Source organism: Alteribacillus bidgolensis (assembly GCF_002886255.1).
GTDB lineage: Bacteria > Bacillota > Bacilli > Bacillales > Marinococcaceae > Alteribacillus > Alteribacillus bidgolensis.
In genome coordinates this window covers 2,231,667-2,248,537 of record NZ_KZ614149.1, presented here as the reverse complement: position 1 = coordinate 2,248,537, position 16,871 = coordinate 2,231,667, and the positions used below count along the sequence as shown (strand labels likewise).

Below are 16,871 nucleotides of genomic sequence, written 5' to 3'. Positions count from 1 at the left end.
TTTACTTACGACTTCCGTCATTTGGACTTGGCAGAAAGGAATAGTGTTTCTCTATACCGTTGTCTGATATAATAAAAGTTGTGATTTATTCCGGGAAAGGCGGCTTAAAGAATGGAACAATACTTAAATTTATGTAGACATATATTGAATAACGGTACAGAGAAAAGTGATCGGACAGGCACAGGAACAATCAGCACGTTTGGCTGGCAAATGCGCTTTAATTTAGAAGAAGGGTTTCCGGTCCTTACAACAAAAAAATTACATTTACGTTCCATTATTCACGAACTGCTGTGGTTCTTGAAAGGCGACACAAACGTACAATACCTCCAGGAAAACAAGGTAAGAATTTGGAATGAATGGGCTGATAAAGACGGCGATTTAGGACCAATTTACGGGAAGCAGTGGCGCTCTTGGGAAGGAGCATCAGGCAAAACAGTGGATCAAATTAGTGATGTTATTAATGAAATAAAGACAAACCCGGATTCCCGTCGTCTCATTGTCAGTGCATGGAATGCAGCTGAGATAGAAGATATGTCGCTTGCTCCTTGTCATTGTCTTTTTCAGTTTTATGTTAATGATGGAAAACTTTCTTGTCAGCTGTACCAGCGCAGTGCCGATGTATTCCTTGGTGTGCCGTTTAATATTGCATCGTATGCGCTTTTAACGAAAATGGTCGCGCAAGTGTGCGGGCTAAAAGCACATGAATTTGTCCATACATTTGGGGATGCTCATATTTATTTGAACCATATCGAACAAGTACAAAAACAATTAACAAGAACACCTAGAAAGCTTCCAGAAATGAAACTCAATCCGGAGGTTCAATCTATATTTGATTTCACGATTGACGATTTTGAGCTTCAAGATTATGATCCTCATCCTCATATTAAAGGAGAAGTGTCGGTATGATTTCTTTTATTGCAGCTATGGATGAAAATCGGGTCATCGGCCATGAAAATAAAATGCCCTGGCATCTGCCTGCTGATTTAAAGCATTTTAAAGAGGTAACGAACGGTCACCCCATTATTATGGGAAGAAAAACATATGAAGCCATAGGGAGGCCGCTTCCAAGGCGTCAAAATATTATCGTAACGAACAAGAAAGATTTCACTGCAGAAGGTTGTGAAGTCGTTCATTCGTTAGATGAAGCAAAACGGATTGCAGCTACCAAACAAGAAATTTTTGTTATTGGCGGGGAAACGTTGTTTGAACAATTTCTGCCTGCTGCTGATCGAATGTATTTAACCATCATTCATGATACGTTTCCAGGTGATACGTATTTTCCTGAATGGCGGAGAGAAGATTGGGTAACGACAGAAAAGAAACAAGGTAAAACAAATGAAAAAAATCTTTATCCTCATACGTTTATTACACTAGAAAGAAAACATTAATATATGGGCTTAACCCGTTCTTTTTTGCATATATATAAACAAGCAAAGGAGGACGGGTTTCGTATGAAAAAACACCGAAGATTCTTCAAAATCAAAAGCCGTCCAAAAGGGCCGCTCCCCTTTCGCTATGTGTTTATCATTTCGCTTCTGTTATTTACGTTATTTACCGTTCAAGGACTTTGGCTGGTTGAAAAAGGAATACGGCCTACGTTAATGGCTATCGCCCACACCGAAACACAAAAAATTGCAACGCAGGCTATAAATGATGCAATCTCTAATAAAATTGTTGAATCCATTGATATTGAAGATATGATTGAAATTGAAACAGACAGCAATGGCCAAGTAACATCCGTAAATTTTAATTCAGAAATGTATAATCGCGTGTTATCTGAAGCCACATTACGAACCCAAAAGTATCTAAAGATGGTCGAAGAAGGAACGATTGAAGATTTAGGGCTGCCTGAGGAAATCGAACAGGAGCTGGAAACGGAAAACTTTACAGATCAAGGGATTATACATGTGATCCCTCTTGGGCAGGCAACAAATAATGCATTGCTGGCACAGCTTGGACCTAGAGTTCCTGTCCAATTTTCCGCAATTGGCGATGTGAAATCATCCATGAGTGAGTCGATTTTTGAATCCGGGATTAATAATACTTATATGCGTATTTCTGTTGACATTGAAGTGGATGTAAGAGTAGTTATTCCATTTGCAACGGATACCGCTGTGGTTTCCACTTCCATCCCGGTTGGTATGGTATTTATATCTGGAGAAGTACCGCAATTCTACAATGCAGGAGATGGAGATATGCCGTCGCCAGCAATTATTCAAGAACAGGAATTAAAAGATACTATGGAAGAAGGTAATGAAGAGACAGAAGTAGAAGAAGAACTACAAGAATCAGAAGAAATACCTATTACAGAATGACCCTTTCACGTTTTATTTTGACAAAATAGGCAGTAATAATTATAATAAAATAATTAATTATCAGACAATAGTTTAGGAAAGGAGGCCGAAAGATGCGTACAGATGTATTTTTAGAATAAATAAAAGTAGATTTTTATTATTTGAAAAGCATATCTGTTATAATTAAAATAAGGTATTTATTTTCTGAATTTTCACTTTTAATTTTGTAGTCGAAAGGAGATAAACCCATGAGTATGAGAGAACAATGGGGCACGCGCGCTGGTTTTATCATGGCGGCCGTTGGTTCCGCAATTGGCCTAGGGAACATTTGGCGTTTTCCTGCCACAGCTTATGAAAACGGAGGCGGCGCGTTTTTTATTCCATATTTATTCGCCCTGCTCACAGCCGGGATACCGCTTTTGATATTAGAATTTACCATAGGTCATAAATATCGAGGATCGGCACCGTTGAGCTTTTCAAGAATGAATAAAAAGGCAGAGTGGATCGGATGGTGGGCTGTATTCGTTTCCTTTGTTATTTCTACCTACTATTCTGTCATTATTGCCTGGGCAATATCGTACAGCATTTTTTCTTTTAATCAGACATGGGGAACGGATACCGAAGCTTTTCTTTTCGGTGAGTATTTACAGCTCCCAGACGTTCCCGGACAAATAGGAGCGATCGTACCTTCTGTATTTATTCCATTAATTATTGTGTGGGCTATTACGTTAGGCGTACTATTTAAAGGGGTTAAAAAAGGTATTGAGTTGGCAAACCGTATTTTTATCCCGACACTTGTTGTTATTTTCTTGATTATTGTTATTCGTGCGATTACGCTGCCAGGAGCAGCAGAAGGTCTCACATCGTTTTTCGAGCCAAATTTTGAGGCGATTACTTCTGGCGGTGTATGGGTTGCTGCTTACGGCCAGATTTTCTTCAGTTTGTCTATCGCTTTTGCGATTATGATTACGTATTCTAGTTATTTACCAAAGAAATCTGATATTACAAATAATGCTTTTATTACAGGGTTTAGTAACTCCAGCTTTGAATTGCTTGCAGGTATTGGAGTGTTCGCCGCGCTTGGGTTTATGGCTTCACAGGCTGGCGTTGGAGTAGAGGAAGTTGTTGCAGGCGGGGTTGGACTTGCCTTCGTGGTTTTCCCGCAGATTATCAATGAATTTCCAGCGTTAAGCGGATTATTTGGATTTTTATTCTTTGCTTCGCTAGTACTAGCCGGGTTGTCTTCCCTTATTTCTATTTCAGAAACGTATGTAAAAGGGATATCAGAAAAATTTGGGATTTCTAGAACTGCTGCTGTTAGTATCGGCGGGGGATTAGCTGCGCTTATTTCATTGATTTACGCAACAGACGGCGGCTTATATTTCCTAGATGCAGCAGACTACTTTATTAATCAGTTCGGGGTTGCTCTTATCGGTCTGGTAGAAGTTGTTGCTATCGCATGGTTTATGCGTAAGCTTGGAGATTTCCAAAATCATGCAAACAGTATTTCAGACATAAGGATAGGCGGCTGGTGGAAAGTATGTCTTGGAGTTATTACACCACTCGTTCTTGGTTATATGATGTTTGATTTATTCAAACAAAATTTATTGCGTCAGTTTGACTCGGAAACAGGAAACTATGAAGGGTATTCAGATGCCTTTATCAACTACAGCGGCTGGGCCGTTGCCGTGTTTGCTCTCATTGCGGGAATTATTTTCATGCTTATTCGCTGGAAAAATAAAGAGGAACGAGACGATACAGAGGAGGCGAGCTGATTATGACAGGAAGTGCTATTTTTATGATGCTCTTAGGAATGATCATTATTTGGGGGGGGATGGCAGCAAGTATCATGCATGCCAGAAAAGTTTCGAAAAACAATAATAATTAAAACCAAGGCAGCCGGCTCTAGTTGTAGATTTAAGCCGGCTGTTTTCTATTTCACTGATAGGAAAGAAAAAATTTTAGCGTGGATGAATCATCGACGTCGTCAACTAGGCAATCATCTTCGCCTAAAGGCTTGGCGCTAGTTTTCTTTATCTTCGATCTCGTTTTTCCCATGATTTTAAAGAAGGATAAGGGTCAAAGGACCATTCGCTGTACCCATTATCTCTATACATACCGTAATGTAAATGTGGAGGAAATTTCCCTTGTGTACCTGGTTTTCCATAACCTGAACTTCCTACATATCCGATGACATCTCCTGGTGCTACAATATCTCCTTTGTTTATTCCATCTTCAAACCCGCTTAAATGAGCGTAATAATGATACGTGTTTGACAAATCACGGATGCCAAGCCTCCAGCCGCCGAATTTATTCCAGCCTTTCAATTCAACAATGCCATAAGAGGTTGCGCGGACAGGTGTACGGTGGCCGGCAAAAATATCTGTCCCTTCATGAATACGGCGTCCTCCCCAACCGCGTGTATCTCCCCAAGTACTTCGGTAGCTGTAATTATAGTTTAACGGAACAGGAAAAGCATGTTCATCATCTAAATCGAGTCTGTTATATTTTTTATATATTCTTGCATGACCAGTAATAATATTGACAGCCTGATCACGATGGTAATATTCCCAGAGACCAATTTGAATATTGTCATCATCATACCCATAGTCTGAAAGATAATTGGCAAACGTAAACAATACATCTGCATCTTCATGAAGTGATGCTTTGCCGTTGCCATTCCCATCTAAACCAATACCATCAAAAAGTGCAATTTCAGAAGGGGTCTCCGCCTCTAAATTAGGGTTTAACGGTCCGGCCCATTCTTTAGGAGAAAAATAAATATTGATGACCCCATCTGCTTTATCTCGGTCATTTCTAGCTCGGCGCAATCCTTTTTCATAAGTATCTACACCAGCCAGCCAATACCAGGGTACCTGGGTAACAGCTTCCATTTCTTTATATAATGCAAGTCGATCTTTATAGATATCTTCTGCTGATTTTTCCGCTGCAATTCCTTCGTCTGGAAAAGGAAAAAACGAAAAACAAATGATCAAACTGTAAAAAAGCAATAACGATTTTTTCATTTCAACCCGATCCTTTGTTGTTTATTTCTACCCTTTAGTCTGTCTAAGCATGGAATATTTAATTAAGCCAATGATTGGAAACAAACAAGACATTTGGCGCGCACGCTGCTGTCATGTTAAAGTAATAGAGAATATGGGAAAATAAATGTTAAAGAAGCATACTTATATATTTATATTCATGAATTGGAGTGATTGGGTTGGCCAAAACAGAAGAATACCTTCGAAAACCAGAATGGTTAAAAATTAAGCTGAACACCAATGAATCGTATAAAGGTTTAAAAAAAATGATGCGGGAGAAAAATCTTCACACCGTATGTGAAGAAGCAAAGTGTCCAAATATTCATGAGTGCTGGGCGGAACGAAAAACGGCTACTTTTATGATTTTGGGTGATGTTTGTACACGTGCATGCCGGTTTTGTGCGGTGAAGACAGGTCTTCCTAATGAATTAGATTGGCAGGAACCAGAGCGTGTAGCAGAATCTGTAGAGCAGATGGGTCTAAAACACGTGGTTATTACGGCTGTTGCACGAGACGATTTAAAAGACGGCGGATCTGCGGTTTTTGCCGAAACTGTCAGAGCTGTAAGGCGCCGCAACCCTTATTGTACAATCGAAGTGCTTCCGTCCGATATGATGGGAATAGCTGCTAACCTTGAGACGTTAATGGAGGCTCGGCCAAATATTTTAAATCATAACATTGAAACAGTAAAAAGGCTTACACCTCGTGTTAGAGCAAGAGCTACATACGAAAGAACTCTCACCTTTTTGCAGCGTTCCAAAGAAATGCATCCGGACATCCCTACTAAGTCAAGCCTTATGATCGGCTTAGGAGAAACAAAAGAAGAAATTATTGAAACAATGGATGATTTAAGAACTCATGACGTAGACATTATGACTATTGGCCAATACCTTCAACCGACAAAAAAACATCTTAAAGTCCAGAAGTATTATACGCCGGATGAATTTGCCGAGTTAAAAGATATTGCGATGAAAAAAGGGTTTAGTCATTGTGAATCAGGACCGCTTGTTCGTTCTTCTTATCACGCAGATGAACAAGTAAATGAGGCACAAGTACATGAAGAAGCTAAAAAATATAAACAAGCTTAATCGAAGCAGCAAAAATTCCTTGATTTTTACAATCAAGGAATTTTTGATAATCAAACTACATTACATATGATTATTATCTGCCCTTCGTTTTGACGTTTTCGGCTGCTTTGTCATTTCTCTCATATCCTCAACTGTTTTCTCTAAGGCTGTATGTCCATCTCCTGATCGAGCATCCATCCCTTTAAACGCTTCAATATCTTCAATCATGTTAGGATTATCGGTAACAACCGTTATATAATAATAAGGCACCATCGATTCAGTCATCATTTTTACGTGCTTTACGGCGTCTTCATCTTCTTCATTATTAGGTCGGAAAGCAACCAGAGCATATTCATTTGTAATTAATACACCAGCTTCTGCTACTTCAGGTGACTGGACGAGCAGGTTACTAATCCCATTTGCAATGCGCTGACGGTCAATAACGTCGTGCATCGTCATTTTATCATCTAGATTTGGTTCATTTGCTTGATTTCTACTGTAGCCGAAATTGTTACCTTTAGTATTCGCATCCGGATTTGTGTTATCTGTATCAGAAACATAATCAAGTGGATGCTCAGGTCCGTACTCTGCGCCGAGATCTTCATTATCACCGTTTGGTATTCCTGCACAACCTTGCAGCACAAGAATTGTCACTGTTATAAACATAAATGATTTTTTCATCTATCTTTCCCCCTTCCATAAAAAGTCCGCTGTACGATTAGTATGGCGTTTTTCCATAGAAAAAATGGTGGGAAATCGCGGAAATACTAAAAGATATCAATGTTTGGACTGTTTGTGATACAATGAGTTTGGAAAAAGTGAGGTGTCAGCTTTTGATTGTAGTACAGGGACAGCATTTTGAACTGATCACAGATGTTCGAGATGGCTGGGATGAAGAAACATTTAAAGAACGCTATAGCGATGTCTTAAATAAATATGATTTCGTAGTAGGAGACTGGGGCCACAACCAGCTGAGACTGCGAGGATTTTATGAAGATTCAAGAAAAAAAGTATCCTTTGATACAAAAATTGGAACACTGGAAGATTATATTTATGAGTATTGCAATTTTGGATGTGCATATTTTGTGTTAAAAAAAGTAAGACAGTCTGTATAAGAAAAGCGCTAACTCCTTGAAAGCGGAAAATCGGCTCAGTTAATTTTAGTTTGTGCGCCTGAGTGGCTGGGCGATGAAGCTAGTCACGAAAAACACCCAGCTTTTATACGTTCCTGCCTTGCCTTTTAAAAAAACTCCCTCTGCAGCAGAGGGAGTTTTCCATTTGAAGTACCTAAATTTTTTGGCATGATTTCAACACAATGCCTGTTTGTTTTTTAATAAATTGGGGAGACGATTTATTTGGAAGTATCAAGATATTCTTCTTGTTTTTTTGGATCATCATGCACCGGGTGTGCTCCGGGAAATTGTCTAGGAATGTTTTGGTGGAAGGCCTTATATTCATAGTTGAATGGACTGTAATGACGTTGTCCTTCCTTCCAAGGTGTATTTTTTCCAAGCTCCCGGTTGACTGGAGATCCATAAGGTCCTTCAGGGAGAGTCTCTGAAGTCAAATACCTTCTGCTCGTTTCAACGTTGGCAAAATCGGTATAAGAGTTGGATGACTCGTGAGCCTGCCGGTGCTTTTTATATTTATCTTCCATAGTATCACCCCTCGGTCATATGTTTCCCTTTCCCAAGGTAATCATACAGCATTGAAGGTTAAATGACTTCGTATAAAAAGTCGCGTAATTCGTCAGCGTTGTTTTCTGTTAGATGAAATGCTTGTTCTAAATTTCCTGGTTCTTTTAAGTCATCGGTTCCAATAATAGCAAATCGGTTTGATTGCATATCAAGCACTAAGTGTTTTCCGTAATGCCGGGTTGTAGTTGTTATTGCAAGGTCAAACCGTTCTTCTTCTCCCATAAAGCTGACAAAGCGTGTTTTCGTTTCTTCTATATCATCATAAAGATAAAAACGCTCTTCCTCCACGATTAGCCTCCTTATTCTTCATCTATGACAAGGTGAGGTTTATGATCAAGGTGATGGTGAGCTGTGATATAACGAACCGTTTTTGTTTTTGCACGCATCACGATCGAATCTGTCTCCGTTAAATCACCGCCAAGAAAACGAACGCCTTCTAAAAGTTCGCCAGAAGATACTCCTGTAGCAGCAAAGATGGCATCGTCCCCTTTTACCATATCATCCAATGCCAATATTTGAGAAGGATCTTCAAGCCCCATCTCTTTACAGCGGGCTGCTTCTTCGTCTGTGTGCGGTACAAGACGTGCCTGCATATCTCCGCCAAGTGCTTTCAATGCCGCTGCAGAAATGACACCTTCAGGAGCACCGCCTTTACCGACAAATAAATCAATACCTGTCTGTGGAAGAGCAGTAGCGATAGATGCGCCAACATCTCCGTCACCAAATAATTTTACTCTGGCGCCTTTTGCACGAATTCGTTCTACAAGCTCCATGTGACGCTCTCTATCCTGAATAATCACAGTAAGATCGCGTACGCGTTTATTATTCATTTTAGCAACAATATCAATTGTTTTTTCAATTGGATCATCAAGCCGTACTAACCCTGCAGCTTTTGGCCCGACCGCCAGCTTTTCCATGTACATATCCGGAGCATGAAGCAATGTTCCGCGATCAGCAACGGCAATGACAGCCATCGCGTTTGCTCGTCCATTTGCAACGATATTTGTACCTTCAAGTGGATCGACCGCAATATCTACTTCAGGTCCGTTGCCGCTTCCAACTTCTTCACCAATATAAAGCATAGGAGCTTCGTCTTTTTCTCCTTCTCCTATAACAACTTTTCCTTTACAGCTGACGGAATCAAACATGGTCCGCATTGCTGTTGTAGCAGCATCATCCGCTTCTATTTTCTGTCCCCGCCCCAGCCATTGAGCGGAGGCGATGCCAGCTGCCTCTGTTACTCGTACAATTTCTAACGCTAGTTCTCTATCCACTGATTTATCCCTCCAGATAAAATAGATCCTTGACAATATGATGTATAATTCCGTATTTATACTATCACATTTCTGATGTAAATGGATAATCGACTTGAAGAGAGAAAAGAATCATATGGTATACTGGGCAATAATCAGTAATGAAAGGAGATAACGGTAATGTATTTTGTAGACCGAAAAAAAATAGAAGAAATATTAACATATATGGATCATTTATACAGTGCTTTTCCAGAAGCCAAACAAGCTTCATCGACAGTGGAGCAATTAGCGTTAGAGCGAATGGCCCAGGGATGGATTGAAGGAATGATTGATGTTGGCAATCAAATGATTGACGGTTTTATTATGCGGGACCCAGGCAGCTATGAAGATATTCTTGACATCTTGGAGGATGAACAAGTGGTGCCTTCTGAAGAAACGAAGGGACTAAAGGAAGTATTGACATTGCGTAAAGACCTAGTCCAGCATTATACAAATATAAAACATGATGTTTTTCGAGATAAGATTTCTGCGCAAGAAGCAGCGGTCAAAAATTTTCCGGATAGAATTCGAACGTATTTAGAAAAAGAACTAGGTCCTGTTTCTGCATTTTTACCAGAAGAGAAATAGATGGGGGAATAACAAGCATGAAAAAATACAACGGTTATTTGTTAGATTTAGATGGTACGATTTACAAAGGGAAAGAGCCGATACCTGAAGCAGTTGCATTTATCCAAAAACTGCACGACCAACAGATTCCATATTTATTTGTAACCAACAATTCCACAACCTCTCCGGAAAAAGTGGCTGTTCGAATAAGGGATATGGGGATTCCATGTGAAGAAAAGTATGTATTAACCACCAGTATGGCAGCAGCTTCTTACATAACGACTAACCCCTATAAACAAACTGCTTATATTATCGGAGAAGACGGTTTAAAAGAACAAATACGTTCTGCAGGTATTCAGGAAGACGATGAAGAACCAGGCTTTGTAGTTGTTGGACTCGATCGTCAAGTGACCTATGATAAGCTTGCAAAGGCATGTTTAGCTGTAAGAAATGGAGCGCACTTTGTTTCAACCAATGCAGATAATGCGTTACCTACAGAAAAAGGTTTGATGCCCGGCAACGGAGCAATTACTTCTATTATTACAGTATCGACGGGTGTAGAGCCAACTTTTATAGGCAAACCTGAACGTATTATGATTGATCAAGCGGTTAACATGCTTGGTGTATCACCTGAAAATACAGTATTAATTGGTGATAATTATGATACTGATATACTGGCAGGTATTCAAGCCGGCCTGGATACGATTCATGTAGAAACGGGAGTCACTTCTTCAAAAGAAGCGGCATTAAAATCTATCCCGGCTACATACAGTATTTCTTCCTTGTCAGAGTGGAACATATAAAAGTCATTGCTATATCACTGTCTGTGGTCAAGCCGGTGTGCGAGCCGGCTTGAAGCAGAAGCAGCAATGGCCCCGACAATATCATCTAGAAACGTATGACATTCCCCGCTGAATTTATCATTTAACTTCTCTAAAATGCCTGGTTTTTGTTTATCAACGTATCCATAATTGGTAAACCCGATGCTTCCATAGACATTCACGATGGATAGAGCAATGATTTCATCGACCCCGTAAAGTCCTTCATCATTTTGAACAATTTCAAGCAGCGGCTCTGATAATTGACCTGCTTCAGCAAGTTTGTCTAATTCAATTCCTGTAATAACTGCATTTTGCACTTCTCGTTTAGATAATACCCCAGAGACATGTTCAGCACACGTTTCCAGACTAAGTCCATCAAAATAATCTTCTTGCAAAAAGTACACAAGCTTGGCGATGTCTTCTATATTAACCCCGCGTTCTTTCAGCATTGTTTTTGTCGTTTCTTCTAATGGATGATACTTGTAAACCATCTTTGATTTCCTACTTTCATTTTCTATTTTTCCGTTATTTAGTTTATCCGTTTGAAGGCAATCTATCCGATGAAAAAGGGTTAACTGGAAGCTATTGTTCATACAATCATGGTAAGCAGAATGGCAGGGGGTTATAATAATGATGGAACGCAATGTATATGACCATTACGGATTATACATGGATCAATCATTTAAAGCGGGAGTCTATACTGGTTTTAGTGCCGGAAATTCGTTGTATTTGCTTGTTCCAGATATTGCGCAGCAGCAAGACGATTGGAAAGAAAAATTAGAATGGGCAGAACAATTAAGGTGGCTCGGAGATGAAACGATTGCAGTATTTGTTTCCCCTTATACGAGAGGTTATTCCGTTCCTGTAGATGGTGAGAAACAGCTGTTGTTTCATATTCCCGCTCCATCATCGGTTAACAAAAGAAATGCCGACAAGGAAGGAAAAGCGCTGGCAGAATTTCATAAGAAAGGGATGAATTTATTTCCCCGCTCTATACCCCAGCCTTTTTTAGAAAGATGGTGCGAATGGTGGGAAACGAGATTAGAGCAGCTTGAAAACTGGTACACTTACGTACGAAAAAAAACAAACTATTCCCAAATGGATAAATGGTTTTTACAAACTTTTCCTTATTATATAGGACGTACAGAAAATGCGATTCAATGGCTGAAAGAAACGTCTTGGAATGCAGAAGGTATAGAAGAGCCGGGGTGTGTAGCTCATTTTTGTTTTACACCAACTACGTGGATCACACTGGACCAAGAGAGGGCGCCTGTTAAACTGCCGTCCGACTGGTTATATGATCATCCTTCACGAGATGTATCTGAATGGATAAGAAATGCAATGGAAAATGACAGGAGTGAAAGTGAGATTCGCCATTTTATAAAAGAATACGAGGAAGCCAATCAAATAACTCATCTTGGCCGCCAGCTCGTATTTGGCCGATTGTTATTTCCGTATTATTATATGGAACAATTAGAGCAAACCTATTTGCGAGAAAACACAGGAGAAACGGAAGAAGCATTAAGTAAACTCCAGCAATTATGGGCAAATGAAGCTAAAAGAATGGAACAATTATCTTCCTTTAATCCATCACTGCTGCCAAAAGACAGAGAAATACCAGAATGGCTGAATGGATCTTCTTTTCAAAAGCTCTAGAAATTTTGGCACTTAAAAACTCGGCACCCAAGCCGAGTTTTTCTAAATCTTTATAGAAATCCTCTTGTCATAATGTCGATTTCCTTATATAATGTCCATTATACAGAGACATTTGTTTACTCTATGAAAACAAAGACTATATGCCAATTGACATATTATAGGCTTTTATGCCATGATATGTACTATTCAATAAAAGTTCGGAACAGGCAGCAAGGGGTGGAGAGTATGGAACATGGAGTGGTTATTGGACTACTCGGTCTGGGTACTGTAGGAAGCGGAGTTATCCAGATCGTGAATGAGCATCAACAAGAACTAAAGCACCAAGTCGGATGTGGTATTACTATTGGCAAGGTGCTTGTTAGAGATAAAGATAAATACCGGGAATCTCAAATTGACCAGGATCAATTAACCGTTTATGCTGAAGAAGTTTTAAATGATCCGGATATTGATGTAGTTATTGAAGTAATGGGGGGCGTACAGCAAGCTCGCGAGTATATTCTCCAGGCTCTTAATAATAAAAAACATGTAGTGACAGCCAATAAAGATTTAATGGCTTTATATGGAGCAGAATTGCTGAAAGTTGCAGCAGATAACGGCTGTGACTTGTTTTATGAAGCAAGTGTAGCTGGGGGCATTCCCGTTATTCGAGGAGTGAGCGAAGGCTTATCTGCTGACCGTATTACACAAATGATGGGTATTGTAAATGGAACAACAAATTATATTTTGACTAAAATGGAACAAGATGGCAGAGATTATGAAGAGGTTCTAAAGGAAGCTCAAGAGCTCGGTTTTGCCGAAAGTGATCCTACATCAGATGTAGAAGGCCTGGATGCAGCACGTAAGATGGCGATATTGGCTACGCTTGGTTTTTCCATGAATGTTGACCTTGAAGACGTTATTGTTCGAGGTATTACAACAGTTACGACTGAGGACATGGAATATTGCAAACAACTCGGCTATACTTTAAAACTAATTGGTCTTGCAAAACGGACAGAAGGACGAGTTGAGTTGACGGTTCAGCCGATGCTCTTGCCAAACAGTCATCCGCTTGCAGCTGTGCAAGACGAATATAACGCTGTTTATGTATACGGAGAAGCAGTAGGAGAAACGATGTTCTACGGACCTGGTGCAGGTTCGCTGCCAACTGCTACAGCTGTAGTATCTGATTTAGTCACCGTTGTGAAAAACTTGCGTTTAGGAGTAAGCGGCAGAACCATTCATTCTCCGCTCCATATAAAAGAGCTTAAAACAGATGAAGAAGTAGATTCAAAATACTTTCTGCGTTTGCAAGTAAGAGATGAAACAGGCACATTTGATGCGTTGACATCTTTGTTTGCAAAAGAGGATGTCAGTTTTGAAAAGCTGCTGCAATGGCCGTTAGATGAAGAAGAACCTGTGGCTGAAGTGGTTATTATTACTCATACTACCAATAGAGCTGCGTATGAAAGAATTTATAAAGAGTTAGAAAATATGGATGTAGTACTGGATGTTAAAAGCAGTTACCGCGTTGAGGGAGGACAAGTGTAATGAGCAGCTGGAAGGGATTGCTTCACACCTATAAAGAATATTTACCGGTAAACGATAAGACACCGCTTTTGACTTTAAATGAAGGGAATACCCCGCTCATACCGCTTGAGCGTTTATCAGAAGAGTGGGGAGCAGAAATTTATGTGAAAACAGAAGGCGCAAATCCTACCGGCTCCTTTAAGGACCGCGGCATGGTAATGGCTGTTGCAAAAGCAAAAGAAGAAGGAAGCAAAGCCATCATATGCGCTTCCACCGGTAATACTTCCGCTGCAGCTGCAGCATATGGAGCTAGAGCAGGTCTTCGTTGTATTGTTGTTATACCAGAAGGGAAAATTGCACTGGGGAAACTTGCACAGGCTGTGATGTACGGAGCAGAAGTGTTTGAGATTCAGGGCAATTTTGATAACGCGCTTGACATTGTCCGCTCTGTGAGCAAAAAAGAAAACATTACACTTGTTAACTCCGTAAATCCTTATCGAATTGAGGGGCAGAAGACGTCTGCTTTTGAAATTTGTGATGTCCTCGGAGAAGCTCCGGATGTTCTTTCCATACCGGTCGGAAATGCAGGGAATATAACAGCTTATTGGAAAGGGTTTAAAGAGTACAACGATAAAAAAAGCACCGGGCTTCCGCAAATGCATGGATTTGAAGCAGAAGGTGCCGCTGCTATTGTGAAAGATAAAGTAATAGAAGAGCCAGAAACTGTGGCTACAGCTATTCGAATAGGAAATCCAGCCAGCTGGTCAAAAGCAGTAGAAGCAGCTGATGAGTCAAACGGGCAAATCGGCATGGTCACAGACGAAGAAATTTTAGAAGCCTATCAGTTTCTAGCTCAAAAAGAAGGTGTTTTTGCCGAACCAGCTTCTTGCGCTTCTATTGCAGGATTGAAAAAACAAATAGAAAGCGGAGCAGTTCCAAAAGGTTCCAAGGTTGTATGTGTATTAACCGGTAACGGATTAAAGGACCCAAGCACAGCTATTGATACGGTAACCGTAAAACCAACAGTCATACCAAACGAAGAAGAAGCCTTTCTTGAACAGCTCAAAGGAGGGGTGACAAGTGGGAGATGAAAAAATGGTTATTACGGTTCCAGCAAGCTCCGCTAATTTAGGCCCAGGATTTGATTCTATTGGTCTTGCGGTTAATCGCTATTTAACATTAGAAGCAGAACGCGCTTTTGAGTGGAGATTTTATTCTGACTCTCCTGAGCTGGCTGATATCCCTGAAGGAAAAGATAATTTGGTATATCAAGTTGCAGAGGAATTAGCCAGACAGCTCGGCAAAGAACTTCCTGCTTGTAAAGTCAAAATGACTAGTGATATACCGCTTGCTAGAGGACTAGGGAGCAGTGCAGCAGCCATAATTGCTGCAATTGAGCTTACCGACCAGTTAACCAATGCTTCCCTTCTAAAAGAAGAAAAAATGAGATTTGCCAGCACGTGGGAGGGCCATCCTGACAATGTAGGACCTTGTTTATACGGCGGTTTAATTGTCGGCTCACACAATGAAGAAGAAACAGACATGGTTCATTGCGGCGTACCGGATATTGATTTAGTGATGGCGGTTCCTTCTTCTGAATTAATGACAAAGAAAGCAAGAGGAATATTGCCGGAGTCCTTGCCGTATCATAAGGCTGTTCAAGGCAGTTCTGTAAGCAATGTCCTGATAGCTGCTCTTTTAAAAGAAAACTGGGAATTGGTAGGGAAAATGATGGTGCGTGATGTTTTCCATCACCCATACAGGGAAAAACTTGTACCAGGATTGGCAGAGATCATGGAGAACATACAGGATTACGGAGCATATGGAGCTGCTTTAAGCGGCGCAGGTCCTACCGTTATGTGCATTGTACCAAGGGGAAAAGGGGAAGAGGTATGCGAAAAACTTCAAAAGGATTATCCACAGTTTCAAGTGCAAACCGCTAAACCTGCTCCATTTGGATCCAACGTACGATATAAAAAACTTACCGCAAAAACCAGCTAGTCATGGGCTAGCTGCAAATCAAATTCGTGTATCCACTATTCATCATAAACTTTTGTCATAACAAAAAGGGTGTCCCACACTGGGGGCACCCTTTTTAAATGACGGTAAATGGTCATTAAAATACTTGTTCTAACTCCACTACACCAGGAACTTCTTCAAGCAGAGCGCGCTCGATTCCTGCTTTCAATGTAATTGTGGAAGATGGGCAAGAGCCGCATGCTCCCATAAGACGAACTTTAACAATACCGTCTTCAACATCAACTAATTCAACGTCTCCGCCGTCACGCAGCAAAAACGGACGCAGCTTTTCGAGAACTTCCTGAACTTGAGCGTGCATGTCTTCTGTTGTGTTTGGCATGCTTTTCATCTCTCCTTTCTTTCTTTCCCCTTATTATATTATCCTTTTCGGATATGTTCCATAATCATTAGGGCTTAATCCATATTCTACTATGAAACGCTTATTAATGACAACCAAAGAGGTCGTATTATTTGAAAACGTCATTGCTTTTATAGAATATCAAATAGTAAGATAGAAAAAAAGGGGGAGAGCGGTTATGCGAGAAAAAAAACCAATTAAAGTGAAAATATATGGAGCCGAAAAGAAATGTCCTAGTTGTGTTAATGCCCCTTCGAGCCTTGAGACAAAGGAATGGCTAGAAGCAGCACTTGCTCGGAAATATCCAAGTAAAACGTTTCATTTTATGTATGTGGATATAGAAAAATCCCATTTAGAAGGCAAAGATCTACAAATCGCAAAAGAGATTTCTACTGGTGATTTAATGTATCCTCTCGTGACGATTGAAGGAGAAATTGCTGCGGAAGGGAATCCTCGTTTAAAAAAACTGTATCAAAAAATAGAAGGGCTGCATCAGCAATAATTTACCGATAGCAGCCTTTTTTCACGTTAGGGACTAACAGATAGTCAC

General features: G+C 40.3%; 21 protein-coding genes. 14 read left to right on the top strand and 7 right to left on the bottom strand.

The window, feature by feature from the left end; all coding sequences use genetic code 11:
• The first annotated feature begins 111 nt into the window (after window positions 1-111).
• The 5 genes from CEF16_RS11265 to CEF16_RS11245 all read left to right on the top strand — a co-directional run bounded on the left by CEF16_RS11265 (window position 112) and on the right by CEF16_RS11245 (window position 4,182).
• Window positions 112-906, top strand: coding sequence for a thymidylate synthase (locus tag CEF16_RS11265; RefSeq protein ID WP_091581349.1), 795 nt, complete (start codon window positions 112-114; stop codon window positions 904-906).
• Window positions 903-1,388, top strand: coding sequence for a dihydrofolate reductase (locus CEF16_RS11260; RefSeq protein WP_091581353.1), 486 nt, complete (start codon window positions 903-905; stop codon window positions 1,386-1,388). The genes CEF16_RS11265 and CEF16_RS11260 overlap by 4 nt, the downstream gene beginning before the upstream one ends.
• 63 nt (window positions 1,389-1,451) lie before the next feature.
• On the top strand, window positions 1,452-2,315 hold the full coding sequence (gene yunB, locus CEF16_RS11255) for a sporulation protein YunB (protein ID WP_091581355.1): 864 nt from the start codon (window positions 1,452-1,454) through the stop codon (window positions 2,313-2,315).
• Between the two features lie 227 nt (window positions 2,316-2,542).
• Window positions 2,543-4,069: a sodium-dependent transporter gene (locus CEF16_RS11250; RefSeq protein WP_091581358.1), complete on the top strand. Its 1,527-nt coding sequence runs from the start codon at window positions 2,543-2,545 to the stop codon at window positions 4,067-4,069.
• A gap of 2 nt (window positions 4,070-4,071) precedes the next feature.
• On the top strand, window positions 4,072-4,182 hold the full coding sequence (locus tag CEF16_RS11245) for a methionine/alanine import family NSS transporter small subunit (RefSeq protein ID WP_091581361.1): 111 nt from the start codon (window positions 4,072-4,074) through the stop codon (window positions 4,180-4,182).
• 145 nt (window positions 4,183-4,327) lie between these two features.
• Here the strand turns inward: CEF16_RS11245 and CEF16_RS11240 are convergent, their stop codons facing one another.
• Window positions 4,328-5,320 carry a M23 family metallopeptidase gene (locus tag CEF16_RS11240; protein WP_091581363.1) on the bottom strand — a complete coding sequence of 331 codons (993 nt, stop codon included), beginning with the start codon at window positions 5,318-5,320 and terminating at the stop codon, window positions 4,328-4,330.
• 197 nt (window positions 5,321-5,517) lie between these two features.
• On the opposite strand from CEF16_RS11240, the gene lipA reads away from it, so the two are divergent.
• Window positions 5,518-6,426, top strand: coding sequence for a lipoyl synthase (lipA, locus tag CEF16_RS11235; RefSeq protein ID WP_091581366.1), 909 nt, complete (start codon window positions 5,518-5,520; stop codon window positions 6,424-6,426).
• Between the two features lie 60 nt (window positions 6,427-6,486).
• On the opposite strand, the gene CEF16_RS11230 is transcribed toward lipA, so the two are convergent.
• Window positions 6,487-7,086 carry a YhcN/YlaJ family sporulation lipoprotein gene (locus CEF16_RS11230; RefSeq protein ID WP_091581369.1) on the bottom strand — a complete coding sequence of 200 codons (600 nt, stop codon included), beginning with the start codon at window positions 7,084-7,086 and terminating at the stop codon, window positions 6,487-6,489.
• Window positions 7,087-7,238: 152 nt separating this feature from the next.
• On the opposite strand from CEF16_RS11230, the gene CEF16_RS11225 reads away from it, so the two are divergent.
• Complete coding sequence (locus CEF16_RS11225; RefSeq protein ID WP_091581371.1) at window positions 7,239-7,520, top strand: YutD family protein; 282 nt, start codon at window positions 7,239-7,241, stop codon at window positions 7,518-7,520.
• A gap of 236 nt (window positions 7,521-7,756) precedes the next feature.
• Here CEF16_RS11225 and CEF16_RS11220 read toward each other — a convergent pair whose 3' ends face one another.
• Genes CEF16_RS11220 through glpX form a run of 3 tightly spaced genes read right to left on the bottom strand, consistent with a single transcriptional unit; the run spans window position 7,757 to window position 9,376 of the window.
• Complete coding sequence (locus tag CEF16_RS11220; protein ID WP_091581374.1) at window positions 7,757-8,062, bottom strand: cytosolic protein; 306 nt, start codon at window positions 8,060-8,062, stop codon at window positions 7,757-7,759.
• Window positions 8,063-8,120: 58 nt separating this feature from the next.
• Window positions 8,121-8,390, bottom strand: a complete 270-nt coding sequence (locus CEF16_RS11215) for a DUF3055 domain-containing protein (RefSeq protein ID WP_245917839.1) — start codon at window positions 8,388-8,390, stop codon at window positions 8,121-8,123.
• Between the two features lie 11 nt (window positions 8,391-8,401).
• The gene (gene glpX, locus CEF16_RS11210; RefSeq protein ID WP_091581377.1) at window positions 8,402-9,376 is read right to left on the bottom strand and encodes a class II fructose-bisphosphatase; all 975 of its coding nucleotides are present in this window, start codon (window positions 9,374-9,376) and stop codon (window positions 8,402-8,404) included.
• Window positions 9,377-9,535: 159 nt separating this feature from the next.
• On the opposite strand from glpX, the gene CEF16_RS11205 reads away from it, so the two are divergent.
• Both CEF16_RS11205 and CEF16_RS11200 read left to right on the top strand, forming a co-directional pair.
• Window positions 9,536-9,982: a DUF86 domain-containing protein gene (locus CEF16_RS11205; RefSeq protein WP_091581380.1), complete on the top strand. Its 447-nt coding sequence runs from the start codon at window positions 9,536-9,538 to the stop codon at window positions 9,980-9,982.
• Window positions 9,983-9,999: 17 nt separating this feature from the next.
• Window positions 10,000-10,764, top strand: coding sequence for a TIGR01457 family HAD-type hydrolase (locus CEF16_RS11200; protein WP_091581382.1), 765 nt, complete (start codon window positions 10,000-10,002; stop codon window positions 10,762-10,764).
• Window positions 10,765-10,778: 14 nt separating this feature from the next.
• Here the strand turns inward: CEF16_RS11200 and CEF16_RS11195 are convergent, their stop codons facing one another.
• Complete coding sequence (locus tag CEF16_RS11195; protein WP_091581385.1) at window positions 10,779-11,273, bottom strand: phosphatidylglycerophosphatase A family protein; 495 nt, start codon at window positions 11,271-11,273, stop codon at window positions 10,779-10,781.
• A gap of 139 nt (window positions 11,274-11,412) precedes the next feature.
• Between CEF16_RS11195 and yutH the strand changes: the two genes are divergently transcribed.
• The 4 genes from yutH (at window position 11,413) to thrB (ending at window position 15,945) form a co-directional block, all read left to right on the top strand.
• The gene (gene yutH / locus CEF16_RS11190) at window positions 11,413-12,438 is read left to right on the top strand and encodes a spore coat putative kinase YutH (RefSeq protein ID WP_091581387.1); all 1,026 of its coding nucleotides are present in this window, start codon (window positions 11,413-11,415) and stop codon (window positions 12,436-12,438) included.
• Window positions 12,439-12,663: 225 nt separating this feature from the next.
• Entirely contained in the window at window positions 12,664-13,965 is a 1,302-nt protein-coding gene (locus CEF16_RS11185) for a homoserine dehydrogenase (RefSeq protein WP_091581390.1), read from the top strand.
• Window positions 13,965-15,035 (top strand): threonine synthase, encoded by a 1,071-nt coding sequence (thrC, locus tag CEF16_RS11180; protein ID WP_091581393.1) that lies wholly within the window; start codon window positions 13,965-13,967, stop codon window positions 15,033-15,035. The genes CEF16_RS11185 and thrC overlap by 1 nt, the downstream gene beginning before the upstream one ends.
• On the top strand, window positions 15,025-15,945 hold the full coding sequence (gene thrB, locus CEF16_RS11175; protein ID WP_245917838.1) for a homoserine kinase: 921 nt from the start codon (window positions 15,025-15,027) through the stop codon (window positions 15,943-15,945). Before thrC ends, thrB begins: the two co-directional genes overlap by 11 nt.
• A 115-nt stretch (window positions 15,946-16,060) precedes the next feature.
• Here thrB and CEF16_RS11170 read toward each other — a convergent pair whose 3' ends face one another.
• Window positions 16,061-16,303 (bottom strand): NifU family protein, encoded by a 243-nt coding sequence (locus CEF16_RS11170; protein WP_091581395.1) that lies wholly within the window; start codon window positions 16,301-16,303, stop codon window positions 16,061-16,063.
• Window positions 16,304-16,499: 196 nt separating this feature from the next.
• Between CEF16_RS11170 and CEF16_RS11165 the strand changes: the two genes are divergently transcribed.
• Window positions 16,500-16,823 (top strand): DUF1462 family protein, encoded by a 324-nt coding sequence (locus tag CEF16_RS11165; RefSeq protein WP_091581398.1) that lies wholly within the window; start codon window positions 16,500-16,502, stop codon window positions 16,821-16,823.
• Window positions 16,824-16,871 lie beyond the last annotated feature (48 nt).